Origin of the sequence: Rhizobium sp. NPDC092011, from assembly GCF_044756305.1 — a bacterium.
In the GTDB taxonomy this organism is placed as follows: Bacteria; Pseudomonadota; Alphaproteobacteria; order Rhizobiales; family Rhizobiaceae; genus Rhizobium.
On sequence record NZ_JBIVSO010000001.1, the window covers coordinates 135,262 to 158,140 of the forward strand.

23 protein-coding genes are annotated in these 22,879 nt (G+C 56.9%); 8 read left to right on the forward strand and 15 right to left on the reverse strand.

Annotated elements, in window-relative coordinates:
• Positions 1–41: 41 nt before the first annotated feature.
• Complete coding sequence (locus ACIQJ2_RS00770) at positions 42–338, reverse strand: hypothetical protein (protein WP_400666565.1); 297 nt, start codon at positions 336–338, stop codon at positions 42–44.
• A 90-nt stretch (positions 339–428) separates the two neighbouring features.
• Positions 429–1,781, reverse strand: coding sequence for a cation diffusion facilitator family transporter (locus ACIQJ2_RS00775; protein ID WP_400666563.1), 1,353 nt, complete (start codon positions 1,779–1,781; stop codon positions 429–431).
• Positions 1,782–1,987: 206 nt separating this feature from the next.
• On the opposite strand from ACIQJ2_RS00775, the gene ACIQJ2_RS00780 reads away from it, so the two are divergent.
• Both ACIQJ2_RS00780 and ACIQJ2_RS00785 read left to right on the forward strand, forming a co-directional pair.
• Positions 1,988–2,263: a metal/formaldehyde-sensitive transcriptional repressor gene (locus ACIQJ2_RS00780; RefSeq protein ID WP_400666561.1), complete on the forward strand. Its 276-nt coding sequence runs from the start codon at positions 1,988–1,990 to the stop codon at positions 2,261–2,263.
• Positions 2,264–2,273: 10 nt separating this feature from the next.
• Positions 2,274–3,140, forward strand: coding sequence for an alpha/beta fold hydrolase (locus tag ACIQJ2_RS00785; RefSeq protein ID WP_400666559.1), 867 nt, complete (start codon positions 2,274–2,276; stop codon positions 3,138–3,140).
• Between the two features lie 173 nt (positions 3,141–3,313).
• Here the strand turns inward: ACIQJ2_RS00785 and ACIQJ2_RS00790 are convergent, their stop codons facing one another.
• The 3 genes from ACIQJ2_RS00790 to ACIQJ2_RS00800 form a co-directional block, all read right to left on the reverse strand.
• Positions 3,314–3,553, reverse strand: coding sequence for a hypothetical protein (locus ACIQJ2_RS00790; RefSeq protein ID WP_400666557.1), 240 nt, complete (start codon positions 3,551–3,553; stop codon positions 3,314–3,316).
• A 62-nt stretch (positions 3,554–3,615) separates the two neighbouring features.
• Complete coding sequence (locus tag ACIQJ2_RS00795; RefSeq protein ID WP_400666555.1) at positions 3,616–3,921, reverse strand: hypothetical protein; 306 nt, start codon at positions 3,919–3,921, stop codon at positions 3,616–3,618.
• A 170-nt stretch (positions 3,922–4,091) separates the two neighbouring features.
• Positions 4,092–4,382, reverse strand: a complete 291-nt coding sequence (locus ACIQJ2_RS00800) for a metal-sensing transcriptional repressor (RefSeq protein ID WP_400666553.1) — start codon at positions 4,380–4,382, stop codon at positions 4,092–4,094.
• A gap of 876 nt (positions 4,383–5,258) precedes the next feature.
• On the opposite strand from ACIQJ2_RS00800, the gene ACIQJ2_RS00805 reads away from it, so the two are divergent.
• The gene (locus ACIQJ2_RS00805) at positions 5,259–5,825 is read left to right on the forward strand and encodes a DUF930 domain-containing protein (protein ID WP_400666551.1); all 567 of its coding nucleotides are present in this window, start codon (positions 5,259–5,261) and stop codon (positions 5,823–5,825) included.
• A gap of 321 nt (positions 5,826–6,146) precedes the next feature.
• Here ACIQJ2_RS00805 and ACIQJ2_RS00810 read toward each other — a convergent pair whose 3' ends face one another.
• The 5 genes from ACIQJ2_RS00810 to ACIQJ2_RS00830 form a co-directional block, all read right to left on the reverse strand.
• Entirely contained in the window at positions 6,147–7,883 is a 1,737-nt protein-coding gene (locus ACIQJ2_RS00810) for a peptidoglycan D,D-transpeptidase FtsI family protein (RefSeq protein WP_400666549.1), read from the reverse strand.
• A 141-nt stretch (positions 7,884–8,024) separates the two neighbouring features.
• The gene (locus ACIQJ2_RS00815) at positions 8,025–8,333 is read right to left on the reverse strand and encodes a hypothetical protein (protein WP_400666547.1); all 309 of its coding nucleotides are present in this window, start codon (positions 8,331–8,333) and stop codon (positions 8,025–8,027) included.
• Positions 8,334–9,243: 910 nt separating this feature from the next.
• Positions 9,244–10,214, reverse strand: a protein-coding gene (locus ACIQJ2_RS00820) for an IS630 family transposase (protein WP_400666840.1) whose coding sequence is annotated in 2 segments (ribosomal slippage) — positions 9,244–9,855 and positions 9,858–10,214 — 969 coding nt in all. Because the reading frame shifts where the segments join, the coding sequence is not laid out codon by codon here.
• 87 nt (positions 10,215–10,301) lie between these two features.
• Entirely contained in the window at positions 10,302–11,717 is a 1,416-nt protein-coding gene (locus ACIQJ2_RS00825; RefSeq protein WP_400666545.1) for a DUF882 domain-containing protein, read from the reverse strand.
• A gap of 99 nt (positions 11,718–11,816) precedes the next feature.
• Positions 11,817–12,143, reverse strand: coding sequence for an SCO family protein (locus ACIQJ2_RS00830; protein ID WP_400666542.1), 327 nt, complete (start codon positions 12,141–12,143; stop codon positions 11,817–11,819).
• A gap of 305 nt (positions 12,144–12,448) precedes the next feature.
• Between ACIQJ2_RS00830 and ACIQJ2_RS00835 the strand changes: the two genes are divergently transcribed.
• Positions 12,449–12,652, forward strand: coding sequence for a heavy-metal-associated domain-containing protein (locus ACIQJ2_RS00835; RefSeq protein WP_400666540.1), 204 nt, complete (start codon positions 12,449–12,451; stop codon positions 12,650–12,652).
• 462 nt (positions 12,653–13,114) lie between these two features.
• Entirely contained in the window at positions 13,115–14,431 is a 1,317-nt protein-coding gene (locus ACIQJ2_RS00840) for a type II restriction endonuclease (protein WP_400666538.1), read from the forward strand.
• A 54-nt stretch (positions 14,432–14,485) separates the two neighbouring features.
• Here the strand turns inward: ACIQJ2_RS00840 and ACIQJ2_RS00845 are convergent, their stop codons facing one another.
• Entirely contained in the window at positions 14,486–15,940 is a 1,455-nt protein-coding gene (locus ACIQJ2_RS00845) for a multicopper oxidase family protein (RefSeq protein WP_400666536.1), read from the reverse strand.
• Positions 15,941–16,582: 642 nt separating this feature from the next.
• Here ACIQJ2_RS00845 and ACIQJ2_RS00850 point away from each other — a divergent pair.
• Both ACIQJ2_RS00850 and cueR read left to right on the forward strand, forming a co-directional pair.
• Complete coding sequence (locus ACIQJ2_RS00850) at positions 16,583–19,063, forward strand: heavy metal translocating P-type ATPase (RefSeq protein WP_400666534.1); 2,481 nt, start codon at positions 16,583–16,585, stop codon at positions 19,061–19,063.
• Positions 19,064–19,120: 57 nt separating this feature from the next.
• Complete coding sequence (gene cueR / locus ACIQJ2_RS00855) at positions 19,121–19,585, forward strand: Cu(I)-responsive transcriptional regulator (protein ID WP_400666532.1); 465 nt, start codon at positions 19,121–19,123, stop codon at positions 19,583–19,585.
• A gap of 55 nt (positions 19,586–19,640) precedes the next feature.
• Here cueR and ACIQJ2_RS00860 read toward each other — a convergent pair whose 3' ends face one another.
• The 3 genes from ACIQJ2_RS00860 to ACIQJ2_RS00870 form a co-directional block, all read right to left on the reverse strand.
• On the reverse strand, positions 19,641–20,177 hold the full coding sequence (locus ACIQJ2_RS00860; RefSeq protein ID WP_400666530.1) for a cytochrome c: 537 nt from the start codon (positions 20,175–20,177) through the stop codon (positions 19,641–19,643).
• Between the two features lie 300 nt (positions 20,178–20,477).
• Positions 20,478–20,810, reverse strand: coding sequence for a four-helix bundle copper-binding protein (locus ACIQJ2_RS00865; RefSeq protein ID WP_400666528.1), 333 nt, complete (start codon positions 20,808–20,810; stop codon positions 20,478–20,480).
• 13 nt (positions 20,811–20,823) lie between these two features.
• Entirely contained in the window at positions 20,824–21,231 is a 408-nt protein-coding gene (locus ACIQJ2_RS00870) for a DUF305 domain-containing protein (RefSeq protein ID WP_400666526.1), read from the reverse strand.
• 532 nt (positions 21,232–21,763) lie between these two features.
• Here ACIQJ2_RS00870 and ACIQJ2_RS00875 point away from each other — a divergent pair.
• Positions 21,764–22,270 (forward strand): cytochrome b, encoded by a 507-nt coding sequence (locus tag ACIQJ2_RS00875; protein ID WP_400666524.1) that lies wholly within the window; start codon positions 21,764–21,766, stop codon positions 22,268–22,270.
• On the opposite strand, the gene ACIQJ2_RS00880 is transcribed toward ACIQJ2_RS00875, so the two are convergent.
• Positions 22,253–22,690 (reverse strand): YqaA family protein, encoded by a 438-nt coding sequence (locus tag ACIQJ2_RS00880; protein WP_077470742.1) that lies wholly within the window; start codon positions 22,688–22,690, stop codon positions 22,253–22,255. The genes ACIQJ2_RS00875 and ACIQJ2_RS00880 overlap by 18 nt on opposite strands.
• Between the last annotated feature and the right edge of the window lie 189 nt (positions 22,691–22,879).

The following is a 22,879-nucleotide window of genomic DNA, read 5'->3' on the forward strand; positions in this document are numbered from 1 at the left end:
CAACTTACTCCTCCCAGTGCAACCCGACACCGATACCTTGCTCAGCAAATCATCCGCGTCGAATGCGTGCCGAGAATACGATCCCATATTGATACGGAGGAAAGTCGATGATCCGCAGCATTCGAAATGCCTTCCGGTTCGATAACATCACTGACGGTTTCAGGGGACATACGCATGCCGGTTCGCGGGCCACGCGGCAGGCCGAGCACCATCGTCTCCTCACGGGCAAGTGATGCCAGTTCACGATGCTGAACAAACTCTGCGGGCCTGAGCACAGCTTTCGCCGAACGCACAATGGTTAAGAAATAGCTATCTTGACCATAACCGGACAGTCCCATGCGTTCGCCCCAGCACTCGAAGACGGAAAATCCCCGTCAGCGACCGGGATTTTCCTGCGAGCTCGGGCCTGGCTTTCGGCAGGCCAGGATTCAGTGGTGATGTCCTTCGGGCTCTTCCATGCGGAACGGCAGGACATCCTGTTTATCACCTGCCGTCAGTCTCAGTTCGGCGTCGAATTCATGCGGTTCGGCCGGAACCTCGGCGCTTTGCATCGCGTGGTGGTCAGTCGCAGACGGAAGCAGCCTAAGCGTTTCGATTACGTTGCCAGGACGCTTGATACTGACCACGGCCTGAAGATCATGGGCATGGCTCGAGATCGTCAGCCGCATCCGTTCGCCGTCGGCTGTATCGACGATCTCCAGCAAGCCGGTTGCCAGCGGAGAGTTCACCGTGAACGGATCGGGAGCGTGGTGATGTCCTTGGCCACTATGGTCCGCAGCTTCAGCAGGCGACGCGCCGGTAGTGTCGAACTGGATGGTTGCAGTTCCGAGTGGCGCAAGATGAGCATGCAATTCGTTCCTGAGAGCGAGCGCGATGCCGTTTGCCTCGGCGACCGACTTGCCGCTGTCGACGGCGATCGTGACATCGGCGTGCAGCCTGTGGCCGAGCCAGCGGGCCTTGACGTCGGTGATCCGGTCGATTCCGGAGACGTGTTCTGCCGCGTGACGGATTTCGTCTGTGACGCCCGGCTCGATGCCGTCGAGGCTGCGGGTGATGACGGCACGCGCCGACTGCCAGACGATGCCGAAGATGGCAATCGTGATCAGCAGGCCGATGATCGGGTCGGCGAGCGGGAAGCCGAGCCATACGCCGAGCGCACCGAGGACAACCGCGAGGCTGGTCAGGCCGTCGGTCCGGGCATGGTAGCCGTCGGCGATCAGCGCCGCGCTGTTCATCTCGCGACCAACCTTGATGCGGAAGACGGCGACCACCTCGTTGCCGATGAAGCCGATGATACCCGCCGCCGTTACCCAGCCGAGCTGGGTGATCGGCTGTGGGTGGATCAGGCGGTTGATCGCTTCATAGCCGGCAATGATCGCGCTAAAGAGGATGATCAGGACAATCAGCATGCCTGCGAGATCTTCGACCCGGCCGAGACCGTAGTTGAACACCTTGGTGGCTGGACGCCGCACCAGCACGAAGGCGATCCAGAGCGGGATCGCCGTGGTGGCATCGCCGACATTGTGGATGGTGTCTGCCAGCAGTGCCACGGAACCGGACGTGAAGACCACGATCAACTGCAGGATCGCGGTGATCGCCAGGATAACGAAGGACCACTTGATGGCCCAGATACCGCGCTTGGACGAGGCGATGCTCGGGTCTACGACGCCGTGCGTATGGCCGTGGCCGCCCGCTTCGTCGTGCGAGTGCCCATGCGAACCGTGACCATGGCCCTGATCCGTGGTTCCGAAACCGAACCATTCCTTGATAGTCGCGAACATGAAGTCCTCGCTGGCATGTTTTGCGGCCGCACAACATGCGACGACGCGGGGGAAAGGCGATGCCTTCCCTATCCCCCAGGAGGGGATATAGTCAAGAGCGGTTATGAGCTAGCGGGAACGCAAATAATCTACCCTTCTATTCTATAGGTACCTGATCGGCTATGATCTGCTCTTCACCGCATGATCTCGATCGATAGGGAGACCAGATGTCGCACACCACCCGTGAGAAGACCAAATTGATCAATCGAGTCCGCCGGATCCGCGGCCAGATTGAGGGCGTTGAGCGGATGCTGGAGGACGAAAAAAGCTGCGCCGAAGTCCTGCAGCTCATCGCCGGGGTTCGTGGCGCAATCAACGGCCTCATGTCCGAGGTCATCGAAGACCACATCCTCCACCACGTCGCAGATGCTGAGTTGGGCCAGAAGGAGCGTGGCGAAGGGGCTGTCGAACTGATCGACGTCGTGCGAGCCTATCTGAAGTAGCGAGAACGACATGATCGGTCAAAACATCATCCACTTCGCCCACGATGGGCTCACAGTTGACGTAGCCATGACCGTCACGGGCTCTGGACCATCAATCCTGCTGCTGCCAGCACTCAGCTCGATTTCGACTCGCGAAGAAATGGCGGCCCTGGCGCAGCATTTGTCGCAGGACTTCCGTGTCCATGCCGTGGATTGGCCCGGTTTTGGAACGGCTCCTCGACCGCGTGCCGAATTGCCCCCCCACATTTTGTCGGCTTTCTTCGGCAGGATCATGAACGAACTGCGGCCACAGGTGGTCGTCGCTGCAGGGCATGCCGCCAGCTATGCGGTCTACCACCTCGCCCGCCATCAGGAAGCCTTGCAAGGTTTGATCCTCGTTGCGCCGACATGGCGGGGTCCGCTGCCGACCATGATGGGAGGTCAAAAAGCCTGGTTCAGGCGCATCAGAGCCGCGGTCGACAGTCCGATCATGGGGCCAATGCTCTATGCCGCCAATGTGAGCTCGTTGGTGGTCAAGAGAATGGTGCGTGAGCATGTCTACAGTGATGCCTCGTGGCTTTCTGATGAACGACTTCGCGAGAAGATGATAGTTACAAGCGGCAAGGGAGCCCGACACGCCTCCGTGCGGTTCGTGACAGGCGCGCTCGATCGTTTCCCCGATCGCGAGGCCTTCCTGGAGGACGTACGCGCCATTTCCTGCCCGACCCTCATGATCTACGGGGCTGAAACCCCTCGCAGGTCACGCGCCGAAATGGAGGTTTTAGCCGATCTGCCTAATGTGGAATCGGAGCGGCTACAGTTCGGCAAGCTGTCTATTCACGAAGAGTTCCCCGACAGTGTAACACCTGCCATCACAGGCTTCCTCGCATCGATCTGATCCAGGATCGCGCCAGCAATCCGAAAAGCCTGGAAAACAGCGCACAGAATCAGGAAAGTGCTCCGACATCCAAGTCCCGGTTCGTAACCGGCAGGTAATCAAAAAGGAACCGGGATTGCGATCCCGGCCTTGCTACGGAACGATGTACGTCAAATTGATGCCCGATCGATTCTTCAATTCGCCAGGAAAATCGGGATATTGCGAACGAGTTCGCCTCCATCTCTTGCAATGGAAATGCGGCCGTAGACGGCATCCTTGATTTTGCCTTCGACGATCAAAGTCTTTCCGTTGCCCGAATTCTCGGTCTTGAGGTTGCGGATGTGATTGCCCTTGGACCGATGGCCTGCACGACAGCAGCTTCGACGGCGAGCGATTCGATTGGTGTTGCGTCCTTCGCGAAGCAGAGTTGCCATGTCGTGGCACCGACCGACTTGATCTCAACCTGCAGACCCCGTCGGAAGTTGCAAGGGATCCGCTATTGGATCCATAGCGGCTTCGATCGGTGCCGCGCCAGGCGGAAGCGCTTCGCGGGTATGGAAATGGGCTCCATACCAGATGCAGACGCGGTGGGCACCGTCGACCCGCTCGGACCCGCCGCGATTGCAAGCGAATGAATCTTGCCGGAAACATCGATGGCATCCGCCTCGATCTCGTTCAGCAGTGGCGCTTTGTAGTCGGTTACACCTGCCTCACTGAAAATGATCTCCCATTTGTCGGCGGTCTTGCCAACTATATCGACCATCTGGCCGTGGCCCATAGGGATGGAAGGCTGTTCGGACATGGCATGCTTTCCTTTCGGGGTTATGCCGACTGGCGGCGGTTCAAATTGAGCCGGCGACAAGCCGGAATAAAACCTATCCCCGTGGATGGGATGATACCACGTGCAAAAAATTCGGAATGATCAGCGGAGAATGCGCGCGTAGTCGCTCTCCAAGAAACGCAGATCGGAGATTAAAGGTATTTGGTGATTGTCTTGAATTCGTCGATCGACTTGCGCTCCTTGCGTGAAAGAGAACTGACGACATCCTCGAGACAGTGATCGAGATGATCCTGAATGAGCGTCTTCTTAGCCTGCGTAATGGCCTTTTCGACCGCAGAGAGCTGCTGGGCGATATCGACGCAATCCCGACCATTTTCGATCATCTGCACGACGCTGCGAAGGTGTCCCTCGGCGCGCTTCAATCGCTTGGCGATTGCTTCATGATGATGATGGATGGTGTGGCCATCGTCAGATTCGGTCATGTCTTTTGGTAATCCATGATCGGATATCTGGTCAAGCGGCGAGTTCAAGCTGTTTGTCGATGCAAGCGCGGCGCAAGGTTCTCCTCATCACCGGACGACGGCGACGGCTGTGTTCCCGGTTTCTACAAAACTGGCGGCGTTCTCCGCTGCATTTGCTTTCATTCGTGTTGCCGGGCCAAAGCAATGCTATCGCCAATATGATCGAAGCTTGATCCGCCACTGCCTGAGTTTAAATTGTGTGAGCCGCATCTTCGTTAGGCACTCCGAAAAGAGGGGGTTTCTGATCGCTCAGGCCAAACCTTTTGCATCCTCACGACCATTTTCGCGACAGCAAGAAGAGCGATATCGGTTGGCATGCCACTCAGCCACAAGTTATTTTCAGTCGTCACTCGGGCATCCCGATAGCGAGACACGCCGATCAACCTACGACATCTATAGGCCGCCTCCATATGGCGATAGGATGCGAGCACAAGGCGACGATATATTCCATCGTATCGGTCGGCTGCTGCTGGCGATATCAGCTAAAGAATTAAAAGCAGTTTCATTATGACTCCGCGCCTTAGACAAAGCACCAGCGCAACGAAAGGCGGTTTGATTGTGGCGGGAGGTAGCAGCAACGACAATGACGTCAACTTCGGTATCCGAAATATCACATCTTGCCGCAAGCGATGTAATAATAAACTGATGGACCCATTGTACCAACCCCAGCAGAACATCTCGTTTGGTTGCCTTTAGCCGATGCAAGCCGCTCGGAATTCACAGAACCGAATTACGCAGTGGGGCCTGGCGGCCTCCCTCGTATTTCACATTGTCCTTGTCGCGTCGCTGCTTTGGGCACCTGCTGTAAGTTTACCGCCCTCCCCACCAGAAGAATCAGTGGCCGTTGAGATTGTAACGATGCCACCACCTGCGCATCCGGTCGAGTCCACAACCGTGGAGAAGACGGTACCATCAGTACCGGTGCAAGTAGCCGCTGTTCCCCTCAAAAGCGAAACGGCAGCCGTTCCCACTCCCGTTGCAGCGGACCCGGTCCAGCCAGGCGACCTGACCATTCACGCAACGCAATTCTTTTCGGACAACGTCCTTGCCAATCCACGTAGCAAAGGCGTCAGGACAGCACTTGCGCACCTGGCTCCCGATGAACGTATCATCCAACTCTGCAATATCGAGGCGATGGCGCAGGTTCATAAATGGAAAGCCAGCCTCCAGCCTGACAATTTGGTTGCCTATGCATTGGCTGATCCAAAGGTGTCGACGCACGGCATCACAGCGGATGGCGGAGCGTTTCGTGCAAAGAAGCGCTGGTATGGGATCAAATTCAAATGCGACACCACAGTCGATTTAAAGAGGGTCGCAGCATTCGAGTTTACGGTAGGAGCCGAGATTCCGAAGGCCGAATGGAGCCGCCACTATTTAACAGTCGATGACGGGGCCGCCGAATGACTTTCTTCAGGAAGTCCATCGGCTTATCTAAGAGCCGGCTGTGAATCCGCGGCGAACACTGACCCCACGTTGGTGTAAACCCCTCGGGCTAGACTCATCACAACGCTTCAAACTAAGCCGCCCGCTGGGCAAGTGGTTTCAAATTCCTCTAGTGATCGATAGCGAAGCGCGGAATGCAAGTATTCGGTCGTCCATTTCACATTTCATCAAGGTCAGGTGCGAAATGGGGAGGGCTTCGTTGGCCGGCAAGGGACGCGGGCGAACGCGCGATCCGGAAGCCACGACTTGCTGGAGGCTTGCCGTGGTTTCCGGATCACCCGATCAATAGGATTGCAGCATCGCTGCGCCTCCCTCTCCGAAACTAGGTTCGACACCGAGCAAAGGGGCGGCTCTGCTGACGATATCCCGCACCATCGGTGCTGCCGTATAGGCAGCGATGTTTTGGCCTTGCTCGCCATTCTTTGGCTCATCGCAAAAGGTTAAGACGACGAATTGCGGCTTCTCAATGGGAAAGGCCGCAAGAAAAGCGTTGAAGTTCAGGTTGTTGGCATAGCGCCCGTTGACGACCTTGTCGGCGGTGCCGGTCTTGCCGCCGACATTGAACCCCGCGACATCGGCATTGCGGCCAGAACCTTTGACACCATTCAACTTAAACAGGTATCGGACATCGTCGCTCGTCGATGGCTTAACGACTAACCTAGCCGCGGCGGCTTGCTCGCGGCGGTGCAGCAAGAATGTTGGATTCATTAACCTGCCGCCGTTGACGAGCGCAGCACCGGCAACGGCTGTTTGCAATGGCGTGGTTGCCACGCCATGCCCAAAGGAGATTGTGATTGAATTGATCTTCTTCCATTCCTTCGGCTGAGACGGCGATTTCACCTCGGGAAGCTCCGTCTGAAGCCTGGTCAGCAACCCGAAATCGGTCATGTACTTCCGCTGCGTTTCCATGCCGACGACGTCAACGATCCTGGCGGTCCCGATATTCGACGAAAACTCGAACACCTCGGGAAGAGTCAGCCAGCGCCGTTGACCGTGGAAGTCGTTGATGGTGAAGCCGCCGATCCGCAAAGGCTGCGTCGCATCGAAGCTATCGGTCAACTTGACCTTGCCGGTATCGAGCGCAAGTGCGAGCGAGAACGTCTTGAACGTCGATCCCATCTCGAAGGTGCCGTTCGACATGCGGTTCAGCCAACCGTCTTTCGCGCCGCCCAGCGGATTGTTCGGATCGAAGTCGGGGGCAGACGCCATGGCAAGCACCTCTCCCGTGTTCACATCGAGGATCACAGCTCCGGCAGCCTTTGCCTGATAGTTGGCAACAGCATTCACGACGACGTCGCGAACAATGTTCTGAACACGATTGTCGATAGAAAGCTTCAGAGACTCCAACGGCTGGTTGTTCGTGAGGCCCGCCGATTTCAGATCGGCGAAGCCCTGCTCGTCGATGTAGCGTTCCATACCAGAAACGCCACGATTGTCGATGTCGACGTAACCTAGGATATGAGACGCAGTGGGGCCGCCTGGATAGAAGCGCTTCTTCTCCGGTCGAAACCCGATACCAGGAACCCCGAGTGCCAGGATATCACTCTGCTGACGTGGCGTTAATTGGCGACGCAGCCACGCGAAACGCCCACCTTTTGCGGAAAGTTTGTGATATGTGTCCCGCCGATCAAGATCCGGAATGACCGTTGCCAGTTTCTCGATTGCCTCATCCGGATCGATGATGCGATTGGGCTCGGCGAAGAGAGACACCGTGTTGATGTCGGTAGCAAGAAGCTCGCCATTCCTATCGACGATGTCAGGCCTCGAAGCCATCAACCGGTCCGACTGAAGGATGGCCGAGACCGCTTCGTTGTGGCTTAGGGCATACTGCGCCAAACGACCGCCGATGATGGCGTAAAGTACCAGAAAGACGCCAATTATGATCCGGGTGCGGCTTCTCGCCTGGCGGCATTGCTGCCCGCCGCCTTTATCTGCTCGTAAGACAAGATTGCCAGGGAGAACGCTCGCGCGGAAATGTACTTTGCGTTTGCGGGCAATGAGTTGGGAGAGCAAGGTCATCTCATCCTCTCCTTGCGCAGCTAAAGGTGTGTTTCTCGAACGCATAGCGCGTCGAGCACAGAAAGTAGGTCATCATGATAGCCTGCCCATCCGAGCTGCTGTCACAGCGCTCGGCGTAAGATTACGATTGGGTACTTGAGATCAGGCTTGATGGATCGGCGGCCGCTGCAGCGGCAGCGTATCGATGCCGAGGCTTATCTGCTCAAATGGCGAGTAGGTAGCCGGATGCTCAAGGCGCGTCATAGTCAACGCCGGCGTGTCAGCCTGGAGACGAATAGACACGCAATGCTCGTCCGATTTTGTCGTTTGAGAATCTTGTTGACTGGGGGCTTTCGCTTGCATCCAGGCCAAAGCCGTCTCCCGCGAATGCTCCGCCTCGTCCGGGCAGACAACATGTCCGCCGAACACAAGCAGCATCGACAGAATGACGCTGGCGAAAAACCTGATCATTAACCCCTGTCCAAAGTCGAACGACCTATATCGTATCCATACGCTGAGAGCTACCTTTTAAAGGTGTATCCGGGTGATATAGAACTGCCCTTACTCCCAGGCATAAGGACAGGAACGGACGTGGACGTTGTTGACGGAGACTTTCCCGCAGATCAGCCGGCTTGAGGTGATCAAAACCGAGTGCGGCCAGCGTTTTATGGGGATGAGAAGCCGAGAATAGTAGCAGAAAGCTTTGCAGGGAAAGGCCGAACCTCAGCTACGGCGAACCATCATGGTTGCAGTCGCTCTCTGTTGAACCGCTGGGGCATCGTGTCCGACAAGGCTTGCACGGAGGCGAAGAGCCAGCCGGGACCTGGATTTGTGGTGCCGGACACTCTTGCTCCGGCGGAATATAGCCCTGCACCTGCCGCGATGGATTGACTGCCATCGAACCTTTCGCGGCGCATGGAAGCGATGAGTTTAAGGGCGCCGTCGGGTGGTCGTCGACAACGGCGCAGGTTTCCCCGGATTGATACTTCGTCGATGTTAGTCTGAAATGCGGGCCAACATCTCGTCAAGACCAGCATCGCTCGCTCAGGAGCATCAACGGCCGCGACGAAGATGATCACCACAAGCACGCCGACGCCAAGTGTGCTCATAAATCGCCGCCCTCGACATTCTGCCGCACCATTGAACGGAGCCCGCCATCAACGCCCGAGAACTCGCTTGCCAATGTATCCGCGCTTTCAGCAGCGATGACACGATCGCCTCCAGGGTGGGATTTGTGCTCATCAAATCTGCGAGATAGGTCAGATTTACCAGAGCCGCTTCAAGAGACGCCACCTGGCGGTTGCACCTACTCCATGGAATTGAGCCCTTTCACGAAGATGAAGAGCGTCAGCTGACGGCGGTCGGGCCAGAGCTAGAGTATTCATGTTTTGACAGAAGCATATCCTGCATTTGTTAGATAATTGGCGCATTCGTGGGGTTGGATTGTTTCGACCAGCGTACCGATGTGACGCCAAGTGTCGTCAATGGTTCGCTTTTGTGCGTGCCGCATCCAATGTTTGATTTTTGAGAAGGCTTGCTCGATCGGATTGAGGTCTGGCGAATAGGGCGGCAGGAACCAGAGCCTGGCACCCGCGGCTTTGATGGCCTGACGGATGGCGGCGGACTTGTGGCTGCCGAGATTATCCATGATGACGATATCGCCGGGCCTGAGGACAGGAGTCAATTGCTGCTCGACATAGGCGCGAAAACACTGGCCGTTGATTGGCCTGTCGAAGACGCAAGGTGCCGTCAGTCGGTCGTTCCTCAACGCCCCGAGGAATGTCAGCGTTCGCCAGTGGCCTTGCGGCGTAAATGCTCGTAGACGCCTGCCTTTTGGTCCCCAGCCCCTGATGGGCGTCATGTTGGTCTTGATCCATGTCTCGTCGATGAAGACAAGACGTTCAGGGTCGAGATAACGTTGCAGGGTTTTCCACCGTTCACTTCTGCGGGCGACATCGGCGCGGACCTGCTCAAGAGCGAACAGCGTTTTTTTTTGAAACGCAAGCCCTCGCTGCGGATGAATTCCCAAATCGTATTGTGCGAAATGATGATGCCTCGCGATGCCAGCTCGGCCTTTAGACCATGCAGTGTCAGATGCGGGTTCTGCTCCAGCCGCTCGGCAAGGAAGCCGCGATGTGGTTCCAGAATGCGTTTGCGGTAACCGCCCATCTTGCCGGGTCGAACCGATCCGGTCGCGCGATGGCGCTGAGACCACTTCACCACCGAAGAAACGGCCACCTCGAAACGCGCAGCCACTGCACGACTACTCTCGCCGTTCAAAACGGCTGCTACAACACGTTCACGAAGATCATTCGACAAAGGTGCGGTCGGGAGATGCTGGCCTCCATCCAGTCAGCATCAATGAATCACAACAAAGTCGATTCGGGAATCCGACCCGATTCAGAAAAATGCGGAAACTCTAGCGGTCGCCTGAACAGATTAGCAGGGCTGATCTTTGGCCACCGTCAATTTCGATGCCGTCATCGGTGGACAAGGGTCGTCACCATAACGGTGGCTATTGAATATCGCGGTGGGGGTGAAGCTCGCGGTCCAGAAAGTCTTCGCTTTGTAATTCACGTTGAAGCTAGTTGACGGCTGGTGATCTGTCGAACCGGGCGGCGTGAGCAGAGCAGCTTCTCCGCTTGCCAGAGGCGACGGAACCTCCGACAACGCGGCGATTGCCTCTGGCAGTGGGTTGATCGATGCGGTGTAAAACTCATCCGTTTGCTCGCTGATCGCACTGCGAGGAGCGAACGTGGGCAGAGGGATTTTGTCGGCGACTGCTCCTTGCGAGGGTGAAACGTCTCCATTCGTGTTGGCCGTGTCATTGGACGCCAAGGCCTCCAGCGCCTGATACGCTGGATGAGTTTCTGTCGGCAAGAGACTCGTCAGCAGGGCGCTATCGGCAGGACGTTTGGCCGGGATTGCAGCGCTGATCCCAGTCAATTTGCTTACTGAGGCCGTCATGACAGTCTCATCCGCCTTCACCCCAGCCGAAGGTGGCGCTTTAGCTGACGTGAGGATACCTTCAGCTACATCGTCATCCTCTTCCCGATCGCCGCTCTTGAACAGGTTGCCTAACAAGCTTCCTTTCGATTTTCTCACAGACTGGGAGGCGCTAGCAACCTCAACAGTTGATACTGAACCGCGACGCTTATACTCGGCGACGGCGAACTCGTATCCTGGCAGAGGTCTGCCGTCACTGGGAATATGCAGTGTCCGGCCGTTTGGGAAAAGCCGAACAAGTTCTTGGCGGCTCATACGCGGCCACGCGCGAACGCGACCGACATCGATGTGCACGAAAGGGGAGCCTGACGTTGGATAGTATCCTACGCCCCCGCCCTGCATCTGCATCCCGACGCCCCGTAGCGTTGCCAGATTCACGCCTGGAATGAAGAAGTCGATAGCCTTCCCGCGTGTATGCTGACTTTCCTTGGCGACGCCGGAGGACCGGGAGCGTAGCATCGCATTTGTGTTTGGAGAACGATATCCGGAGACGACGTCAATATAAGCCGTGGCTCCGCTCCGCCTATACATCTCCCAGACAATGTCAAAAAGGAGCGGGTCCATCTTGATAGTCTCGTTCCGACGCCAGTCGCGCAGAAAGTAATTGAGTTCGTTCAACCCTTTCTGATCGTAGGCGCCATCTTTCTTAAAGGTGATGACCGCTCGCTCGCCAGTGTGGCCGAAATACAGTTTTAGAGATCGGTCTTCAGCATCTGCGCTTGCCGCAGATAAGCCCCAGGCCGGCGCTACGCAGCCCAGCACGAGGCAGAAGCGCAGGGCAAATGGTGCGAAAGAGTTGAATGAAATAGTCGCGGGCCGAGCTGCTTTGATGGCTAACTTGGTTTTCAAGGGGCATCCCGATCCCCGGCGCAGCAACTCCTTGGAAGTCGGCGCGACGGAACACGTTGAAACAGGCTTCCTTTATTAACGAACATGCTCAAAAAAACGTTAATCGGGTTCGGCCGAACATAAATATCTCTCAGCAGGAGACGTTGATCGTTCCGCCTCGACTGCTCCCAGAGTTGTCAAGATTGATTTGGGAATCAGTAAGGCACCAATGTCAGAAGTGCAGGCAGAAATCGAAAGGGGCAAATTGCGCTCCCTCTCGGTCGGGAATTTCAGGTGTAGTGAAGAGCGACTAAATCTGTCGGCGAGCGGTCCAAGCTCGTCATGGCTTTCGGCGATTTTGCCAAGGCTGATCGGGCAAATGTCAGTACAATGGGCGTCTCCGAAGAAGACCAGAAGCCATTTGCTGCGACAATCCCGATCAAACACCTCGTGTCCGGGAGTCTCTCAGTGAGCAACTGCAGAAATAAGAGACAAAGCCAGGGACAAATGGCAGCACGGATGGTGACCGGAACGGAACGACGCGGGCGGCAAAACTTGTTCTCGGTGCCATCGAGGACATGGTCGGCATCATCTTGGAGCTCCGCCTCCCGTTTGCTTTGCGGCAGACGCAGGTGCACGCGAAGCAAAGTGATGGTTTCGGGTCTGTTCCACTCGACTGGTTCGATCGCCCTCTTGACCTTCCCATCGTAGGAAGCCCCACATAGGAATAGTCACGAATTAGGGAGACTATCATGTACAAATTCGACATCCAGAACATGACCTGCGGTCACTGCGCAAGCACGGTCGAAAAGGCGATCAAAGCCGCCGACCGGGACGCCTCAGCCACGATTGATCTCGGCGCCAAAACCGCGAAGGTCGAGACCCGGGTCGATCCAGCGACGATCAATGCCGCAATCGAGAATGCCGGCTATCCCTCCAGCTTCAAGCAAATTTGAATGGCGTGACGGAGCGCCTCAGGGCGCTCCGTCTGAGACCCTGAATATTCGATCAAACAGGACGGCTTATCCATCTGGTGCGTCGAGGATCAGCAAACCCACCGATACGGACACTTTCCAGAGCTTGGCTCAGGCCCTGCGCCTACCTGCCTTGGAGTGCCTGCCAAGTGCGGGCCATCCCTTTGTCTGGTTCGCTGAGTGCCTTCGACATCATAGGACCCGATACCCTTTCGAGCTCGCAGCCATCCTTGCGATACGCACAAGATCGTTTTGTGATCTGCGGCCGCGACAAGGCACGTTTGCAATTCTGTCGTAAGCATTTCGATGTGATACGCGGCAACTCAGCAAGACAGCAACGAAGACCCACTGCGCAATCTTCCGTTGTGATTGGCAACCCAGCCGATTGCTTCCAGCCAAAATTCTTCTAAAGCTGATGAAGCCGCCGTTGCTGGGAATCACTCAATGGATCACGCCAATTCCGCCACTATCGAATCACCATCCCGTATTCAGCTTGTCAGAAGCCTGATCGAACGCTGGCGGGATGATCCGTCGGGCACATATCGCTCATGGTTTTTGTGGGAGGAGCGTATCAAAAACTTCCGGTCGATCCGTCGAGGCATAGGGCAGGTCGTCGCCGAGATCGACGCGGGCAAATTTGGCGCCGCGTATCGCGGATCATCTCTCGAAACGGTAGTCCACTCCGTAGCGGAGCAACGGCAGATATTTAAAGGTGCCGACCATGCATTTCTCTGGAAGCCGAAGCTGCGCATCCCGGACATCTATGAGAATCCCGAGAACCAGCGTGCCTTCGCGCAGTTGCTTCACAACTGTTCATGTTGCAACACCGCCGGCGAAATCATCGGCCATATCCATGCCATCGACAGGCGGAAAATCAAAGGTCTCGGCCCGGCTGTGGCAAACCTCCTCTATTTTTTGCATCCCACACATGTGCCGCCTTTCAATACCGCAATCGTAAGAGGCTATAACGAGCTGACCGGCTCCAATGTCAAATTGGGATCGTGGGAAAACTTCCTGGCCATGCGGACCGGCATCCTCGAGCTGAACGAACGGTATCGGGAACTGCTATCAAATGATCTGGGCGCGATAGGCGGCTTGCTTTTCGATATCGGTTCAGGGCGGTATCCCGCGCCTCCCCTGGAGGAAAATGATACCGCCGTCAGCGAATGGTCCGTTCGTTTGGAGACGGCCCGCACAGAAGCCCAGGAGCTGAACAAAACAGCGGCCGCCCAGAACGAAAGCGACCGCACGCACACGGAAATCCAGGCGTGGCTGCGGGATCTTGGGAACGCACTTGGCTATGACGTCTGGATCGCGGCAAACGACCGTGGCCGATTGTACAAAGGAGCTGCCCTGAGAAGAGGATGTCTGGAAACATTACCCTCCTCTCTCAACACCGCCGCAGGTTCGGAATCGATCCGGCTTATCGATGTGCTTTGGTTGGAGAGGGATCAGGACAAGGTGACGGCCGCGTTTGAAGTCGAGCATTCGACCTCGATCTACTCCGGCGTTGTCCGAATGCTTGATCTGGCCTTGTCCACGGGCGACCTCCATACGACAGCCGGCCTCTTCCTTGTGGCTCCCGACGCTCGGGAGGCCGATGTGCGAGCACAGCTTCACCGCCCGGCTTTCAGTCGCATTTCCGATCTCGACATCTCTTATCTGCCGTACAGCGAATTGGAAAAGAACCGCGAACCGATCGCACGCTTTGGCTCGGGTCTCAAAGCGATCCGAGCGATCGCGAGTTCGTTGACTCGCTAATCGCCGGACGCGGCAGATGCGCCTCGAAGAATAAACGAGACGCATCTCCGCCCATCAGGCTTCGTAGCCTACGTAAGTCATCATTCCGCTCGCCATATGGTAGAGATGATGGCAATGGAACGGCCAGTGACCTGGGTTATGCGCGTCGAAGGCGATCGTCACCTGCGACATCATGGGAAGCAGCACGGTGTCTCGAAATGCTCCGTCGATCTTCTGGCCGTTGATAGCAACCACCTGGAAATGATGCCCGTGCAAGTGCATCGGATGGGACATCATCGACATGTTGTTGATGGCGATCTCAACATGATCCCCGGGGAACACGTTGAGCGGATCGCCATCGATGCGCCAGCTATAGGTGGCCATATCGCCGGAAAGAGCCACCTTGAAAGCTTTGTCGACGAATCGATCCGCGCTTTGCTTCAGCGGACGCAGCCGCTGTTCGAGATCAAGCCTTAGCACAGGGCCATCAGCATCGCCGACCGCTGCGATTTTTGAGATTGCCGCGCCCTCGGTGGCAAGGACGATCCCAGTCCGCTGCGGCGCACCCTCGCGAAGGGCGATTATAGGGAATACCCCGCCGCCCTTTGGAATTTCCAGTCTGAGATCGAGACGTTGCCCCATGGAAACCGGGAACCTCGTGCCTTTCACCAGCTCGATGCCCTGGCCGTCTACGGCGATCAACGAAGCTTCGATCTTGCCCGTATCGACGGTGAACGCGGTTGCCGTCGCGCCGTTGATCAGCCGTAAGCGGACGCGTCCGCCCTTCTCGACCTTGAAGACCTCCGGATCATCAAGCGTGCGGTCGTTCGCAAGGTAAGCGTCGTAGTCGATATCGTTGATGTCCATACCAGCCATCGACATCCCTTGCTGCATGGACGTGCCGCTGTTCATGTCCATTTTCATGCCGCCCATATCGTGGCCGGACATGCCATCGCCGCCGTTGCTTTTCTTCAGGCTAGCCAGCAGTTCCTCGGGCGACTTGAACGAGAAATCATGCAGCAGGACGACCACTTCCTGTTCGTCGCGCTGCCGGTCTTCTGCGGTATGAACGATCAAGGGAGCGGCCAGGAGGCTTTGCTCCTGCAGCGTATGTGCATGCATCCAATGCGTCCCGCCCGCTCCAAGCTGAAAATTATACCGGCGCATCTCGCCCGGTTTGATCGGTGCTGCCGGGTTGTCGGGAACGCCGTCCATTTCCCAGGGCGGGGTCAGCCCATGCCAATGGATGAGCGTTGGCGCGTCGATCTGGCTCGCCAGCTCGACATCAAAAGGAGTGTCTGCGTCGAGGATGAGACCGGGCTGGCCATCGGGACGCGTCAGCCCAAGAACGCTGGCGGACCTACCATTCACCTCAATCGTTCGTTTGACGATGTTGAGCTTTTGCGGAGAGCCGGCCGCATGCGCAGAGGCATTTGTGGCCGCGTGCGTCAGCTTGGGATCGATTGTTGCGGAAGCGCCAAATGCGGCGGCGCCGGTCATCATTCGGATAAGGAATTCGCGACGATACATCTATGTAGTCCTGTTTCTAGGTCGGCATGAAGCCGGTTACGTGGGCTGGGCGGGAAACGCCGGTAAGAAACATCAGACGGAAAGACGTGGTGGATCGAGTGCGGGCGGAACCGATAGACCGGTCAGGATGGTCGAGTTGGCGATGTAGCTCACAAATCGGAAATGGAGCCGAATGGCGGATAGGTGTGGAAGAGGGTTTGCCGCACAGGTCGAGCATATCGACAAGCAACATAAGCCAACCGCCAGACGGGGCAAAGCTGAATGGTCGTGGCTTGCCTCCGCGTCGCCATGGCCAACAGACGCTATGTGACGAGCGCTCGAAACGTTGCTACAGGTGATCGACGAGGCATGAGATGCCGAAAGCGGCATAAGGGCAACGGCGACGGTCAATATGACCATCACAAGCAATCGCGCCCAAGTTTCATTCCAATTCATCGACATGTCACCATCCTATATAGGACGCGGAACGTCAGTAATCACGTTTTTTATCGGAGTTTGATCTCTGTCAAGCCGGATCCAGCGATTTCGGATCACGCGTCCTAACCGGGGCGCGGCATCTCAACTATTAAACTCGAACACCCCCTTGACCTTCCCATGATGGGAAGGACTATCTGTTTATGCGGTTCAACGAGGCGTTATCCCATGACTGCATTATCCCAAATCGAAAAGACCACGGCTTTACCTATTCCGACCGAGTTCGGAATCGAGGGCATGTCATGTGCATCGTGCGTCGTTCGCGTCGAGAAGGCCATCAAGGCGTTCGCCGGAGTTGAGTCTGCGTCGGTCAATCTTGCAACTGAGCGAGCAACCGTCACTTTCAGGGATGCGGTCAATACTGCGGCCGTCCTGCATGCCATCGAAGGGGCGGGATATGAGGCAAAGATCGATACGCACGAATTGCTCGTCGAAGGCATGACCTGCGCATCGTGCGTGTCGCGTGTCGAGCGTGCGCTCAAGGCTGTTTCCGGTGTTACAGATGCCACGGTCAATCTCGCCACGGAGAAGGCAACGGTCCGCTATGTCTCGGGCGCGACGACAGCCGCAGCGTTGTCTTCCGCAATCCGAAACGCTGGATACGAAACAAAGGCTTCCGCCAATGTCGAGCCGGCGGAACAGGAAGATCGGCGCGATGTCGAAATCCGTTCGCTCGCTATAAAGCTGACACTGTCGGTCGTCCTGACGTTACCGCTGTTCATTGTGGAGATGGGATCGCATTTCATCCCTGGCGTCCACGAGTTCGTTATGAACACTTTGGGGATGCGTGAAAGTCTTTATCTCCAGTTCATATTGGCAACCGTCGTCCTCTTCGGGCCGGGTTTCACATTTTTCCGCAAAGGCGTGCCGAATCTGCTCCGCCGGACACCCGACATGAACAGCTTGGTGGTTCTCGGTACCACAGCTGCGTGGGCTTATTCAGTCGTCGCAACCTTCGCGCCGACTGCCCTGCCCGCCGGAACCATCAACGTCTATTATGAGGCCGCGGCCGTCATTGTAACGCTGATCCTTCTCGGCCGTTTCCTGGAGGCCCGCGCGAAAGGAAAGACGAGTCAGGCGATCAAGAGACTGCTCGGACTTCAGCCGAAGACGGCCTTCGTCGATCGCGGCGGCGATTTCGTGGAAGTTCAGATCAGCGATGTGATCGTCTGTGACGTCGTCAGAATCCGCCCGGGCGAAAAGGTGCCGGTCGACGGTATCGTCGTCTCGGGCGAATCCTATGTCGACGAGGCGATGATTACGGGCGAACCGATACCGGTCCTCAAATCGGCGGACAGCGAAGTCGTCGGCGGCACGATCAACAAGACGGGTTCGTTCACGTTCCGGGCAACCAAGATCGGAAGCGACACATTGCTGGCCCAGATCATCAAGATGGTTGAAGCCGCCCAGGGTTCGAAGATACCGATCCAGGCCCTTGTCGGCAAGGTGACCGGCTGGTTCGTCCCGGCCGTTATCCTTGCCGCCGCGCTGACGTTCGGTGCCTGGATGCTCTTCGGACCATCGCCTGCACTGAGCTTTGCCCTGGTGAATGCTGTCGCAGTGCTGATCATCGCTTGCCCCTGTGCAATGGGCCTGGCAACGCCGACGTCCATCATGGTCGGCACCGGACGTGCCGCCGAGCTTGGAATCCTGTTCCGGAAAGGAGAGGCCTTGCAAAGCCTCAGGGACACCGAAATCATTGCCATCGACAAGACCGGCACCCTTACCAAGGGCAAGCCGGAGCTCACGGACTTCCAGGTGTCACCCGGCTTTGATCGCAACGACGTGCTGACCTGGATCGCCAGCCTTGAAACTCTGTCCGAGCACCCGATTGCCGAGGCAATCGTGTCCGGGGCACGCGAGAACGGCCTTCCTATACTGCCGGCCTCAAACTTTGAAGCTTCGCCAGGCTTTGGCGTGAAGGGTACAGTCGCCGGGCACCGGGTTCTGGTTGGCGCCGATCGCGCTTTGACTCGGGAAGGTATCGACGTCACAGGCTTCGCCACTCACGCGGCTGATCTTGGCCGAGAAGGCAAGTCGCCGCTTTATGCAGCCATTGATGGACGGCTGGCGGCGATCATCGCGGTGGCTGATCCAATAAAAGAAACGACGCCTGCCGCAATCAAGGCGCTTCATGCCCAAGGCTTGAAGATCGCGATGATTACAGGCGACAATCGAAGGACAGCGGAAGCAACCGCTGTGCGGCTTGGCATCGATCACGTCGTGGCGGAGGTGCTTCCCGATGGCAAGGTCGAGGCTGTGAAGCAGCTCCGCAAGCACGGACAGAAGGTTGCCTTCATCGGTGATGGCATCAACGATGCTCCCGCCCTGGCGGAAGCAGATGTCGGCCTAGCCGTCGGCACTGGCAGCGACATCGCTATCGAAAGCGCTGATGTCGTCCTTATGTCTGGCGATCTGACCGGTGTGGCTCGTGCCATCGCCTTGAGCAGGGCCACCATTAAGAACATCAAGCAAAACCTGTTCTGGGCCTTCGCCTACAATGTCAGCCTGGTGCCGATCGCAGCCGGTGTCTTGTATCCCATCAACGGTACCATGCTGTCGCCCGTCTTTGCAGCGGGCGCTATGGCGATGTCCAGTGTTTTTGTGCTGGGAAACGCACTTCGTCTGCGGCATTTCGAGACCAACTAATTGTTGAGGTGCGCTGGACCGATACGGCGCGCCTCTCCGCATAGAAGGAAGAAATCGATGAATATTGGACAAGCAGGCAAGGCAAGCGGCGTTTCGGCGAAAATGATCCGGTACTATGAGCAGATCAAACTGATCACCCCGGCTCATCGCACCGAGTCGAGCTATCGAACCTATAATGAGAACGACATCCATACGCTTCGCTTCATACGCCGCGCACGCGATCTCGGTTTTTCGGTCGAACAGATGAAGACGCTACTTGCACTCTGGCGCGATCGTTCGCGCGCAAGCGCCGACGTCAAAAGCATCGCCATGGAGCATATCGTAGAACTTGAACGCAAAGCCGCTGCAATCCAGGCGATGACGGAAACGTTGAAGCATCTCGCCAAACATTGCCATGGTGACGAACGGCCGGACTGCCCGATCATCGAGGAGTTTGCCAATCCCGATGCGGCAAGTCATCTCCCTGCGGTCAGCGCGCCGTTTGGGATAAACGGCATGAGAAGCGAGTGTAGCACACGGTAGCGCCACCCGCGAAACGCAAGTGTCGAGAAGCTGTCTGGCTTCTGGCCGGGTCGGTTTAATCCATCCGGAAGCGAGAATGGCAAGTCGCGCAGGTCTGAAGCATCAAGTGGAAGACGTGCTCGGCGGGAATGGAGGACAACGTCGCTTCGCTCCGGATATGAATTCCCAAGGGACCTCCGCCCATCGGCTCGCCCGGCTTCATGCGCATGCTGTCGGACATCGCCTGCGGGTTCTCTACCGCGGCGGTGCTCAGCGCCGATGCATAAGCTGTGAGGTCGTTCGCCAGACGGTCAAAGCGATCGCGCTCTTCGACGATATCCGGGGTCGCCCTAGATCGGGGATCGGCGGTTATTTCTGAAAAATGACCGATCAAGACCTCGCCGGATTTGTCGCGAATTGTGTCCGCTGCCTGCTTGAACTCTAATGACGAATAGGTCGTCGGTTCCTTGAACATTCCCGAAATCGTCTTGGCGGCGGCGGCTATCGCCTTCATGTCCGCTTGTCTCAGCGCAACAATGTCCTGCGCGGCGGCAACTGCCGACGCGAAAGCAAGGCAGGACAGCACCGCGCGAATTGGGAGGGCATATTTCATTTCACGTATCTCATTACGGCAACATCGACAATGACGACCAACGTTCTGCTCCGAAGGCCCGTTTTACTAGAATTCATGCGCTGTCATACGCCGAAATATTCGGCGACGTGGCGAAATACAGCGGCCCCGCGATAGTCGTAAGCGCAATGAACGGGACATATGACCGAGATTGATTGGCGGCAACCGCCGCTGGGGGCTATCCAGCCCAGCGCTCACCTGCCGAACCTTGCAGTCGGTCCCAATTTCCTTTGATTGAAAAGTCGCATGGGAGGGCGCGAACACCCTCCCATGCGATCTGCGTCAGGCCGCCATCTTTTCGCAGCTTTCCGCACAACGGCGGCAAGCTAGAACACAGGCTTGCATATCGCCGAGCCGCTCGCAGTCGGCAACACACTGTCGGCAGATTTCTGCACACTCACGGCAAACGTGCTTATGATGATCACTGCCGATCAACATGAAATGCGCCGACGTTCGACAGATTTCGGCGCACGCAACCATCAGCGTGAAGTGCGGTGGCCTGGTATGTTCCCCGCCCGCCTCAAGACAATGACCCATCGCAGTCGACAGGCATTCGCCGTAGCACGCCAGACAGTTGTCGATGCACGTCTTCATTTGGGCTGAAATGTGATGCATTGGAATGCCTCCTTTACTTGGCTTCCTTGTCGAGCCAGCCAGTCATCTCCTTGATTTCCTTCGTCTGGTCATCGATGATCTTGCTGGCCTTTTCCTTGGCCCATTTGTTGTTGCCATACTTCAATTCGACCTGTGACATGGAGATCGCGCCCATGTGGTGGGCGATCATGCCGCAGATGAAGGACAGGTCGGCGTCCTTCTTCATCATGCCCTGCATCATGTTGGCGTCCATCTCCTTCATGCCGTCCATGGTGGCCTTCTGGTAGTCGGCCATCTCACCAGGCATCTGCATTCCGCCCGAGGACATCTGCATGTCCGCAGACCTACATTTCTCTGGATATACCGTCTGCGCGTATGCCGCTGTGGGCCCAAAAGCCACGATGGTCACCGCGATCGTTGTGATCCTGTTTAAAATATTCATTTCGATTTCCTTTCGAGTTTGAGTTCGAACGAAGCTCAAGCAAAGGAAAATCGTGGGGGCGGGTCTATCGGCCTGACGAGTAGAAGCGCGTCACCCGTGAGAATTCTAGCGAACAGATTCTCCGTTTTGAGTACGAGCGGCCCATCAACGACGAAGTCGAGAAGCAGCGGACAGCAATGGCCGATCGCTCCACAGCAGGACTGCGGTACGTTGCCCGGCCACGGTTCGTGCATGCCCTGCCGTTCGATCGAACAGCTATGGCCAGCCGCGCCCAAGGCGTCCGTCATCACCGTCATGTCGACGAACACGGCGGATACAATCGCGAGGATCCTTACAAAGTCAAAAATTCTTCGAAGCGACATTGGGCTGGCTTTCCCTTCCACTCCTGAACCATTTACCCCCATGATTGTTCCAACGGCGCCGCCCGATCCCGCCGCAACAATCGCTCAAATTCTCAGCGGCCCGACAGCGATGTCTTAACTGGCTTCTGGTAGATCTGCTGACCACCCCAACCACATGGCCGGACAAAACCATGAAACAAGGATATTCCCGCACCCAGATTGGGCTTCATTGGCTCATCGCCGTATTTATCCCGCTGCAGTACCTGACGGGTGGAAGCATCGAGCGGACGCACCACGCGGTTCATATGGGAATGACGCCCGACCCCTGGGATATCGTCCAGCACCATCTCCACAATTACCTCGGAATCGCCATCGGCATGCTGATGGGTGCGCGGCTAGCCGTCCGTCTCCTGTGGCCTCCCCTGCCGGACAGACGTGCTACTTCGCCGGTTAAGGCGCTCTCCAAGGTGATGCATCACGCCTTCTACGCCGCAATCATCGGACAGGCGACGATGGGATTCGTGGCAAGCTATTTCTGGTTCGGCATTGCTCCCTATCACGTCATCGGATCCAGGATTATTCTGGGGATGATGGGGCTCCACCTGGCGGCCGCCGCCTGGCACACGCTCGTCCTGCGCGACGATACCGTAGACCGGATGATCTTTGCGCAAACACGGCAGTCATCCGACAATCCCTAGTGTTGCGAGCACCAGGACAATGTAGCGTCCCGTCTTGGCGACAAACACGAGGACGACGAAGGGCAGCAAAGGCTCCCGCAGAACGCCGGCAGCCACCGTCAGTCCGTCACCGAAGAGCGGCATCCATGACAGAAGAAGCGACCATTTGCCGTATTTAAGGTACCAGCGGGATGATCGATCCAGCGCCTTAGCGCTGACAGGAAACCAGGGCCTATCTCGGAAGTGCTCGATCCCCCGACCGAGAAACCAATTTGTGATACTACCGAGCGTGTTGCCGATAGAGGCGACGGCCACAAGCGTGAACAGAGAAAATTTCTGGGTAAGGATCAAACCAACCAATGCGGCTTCCGATTGCATCGGAAAGATCGTGGCTGCCGCGAATGCGATCAAAAATAGACCCGTGAGGGCCGAAAAAACCATTACTCCCGTCGTTCCTTTTCCGTCCGGATTCTTGCAGTTCCCGCAGCGGCTGCCCGATGCGATTATATAACTAATTCAGCGCTCATGCACTGTCGTCGGGCTAGCTCAACCGAGCCACGCTTTAATCAACACCTCTGGATCGTGGGGCAAATATAGTTGGGGATTGTCCCAAAATACATATTCCTGCCC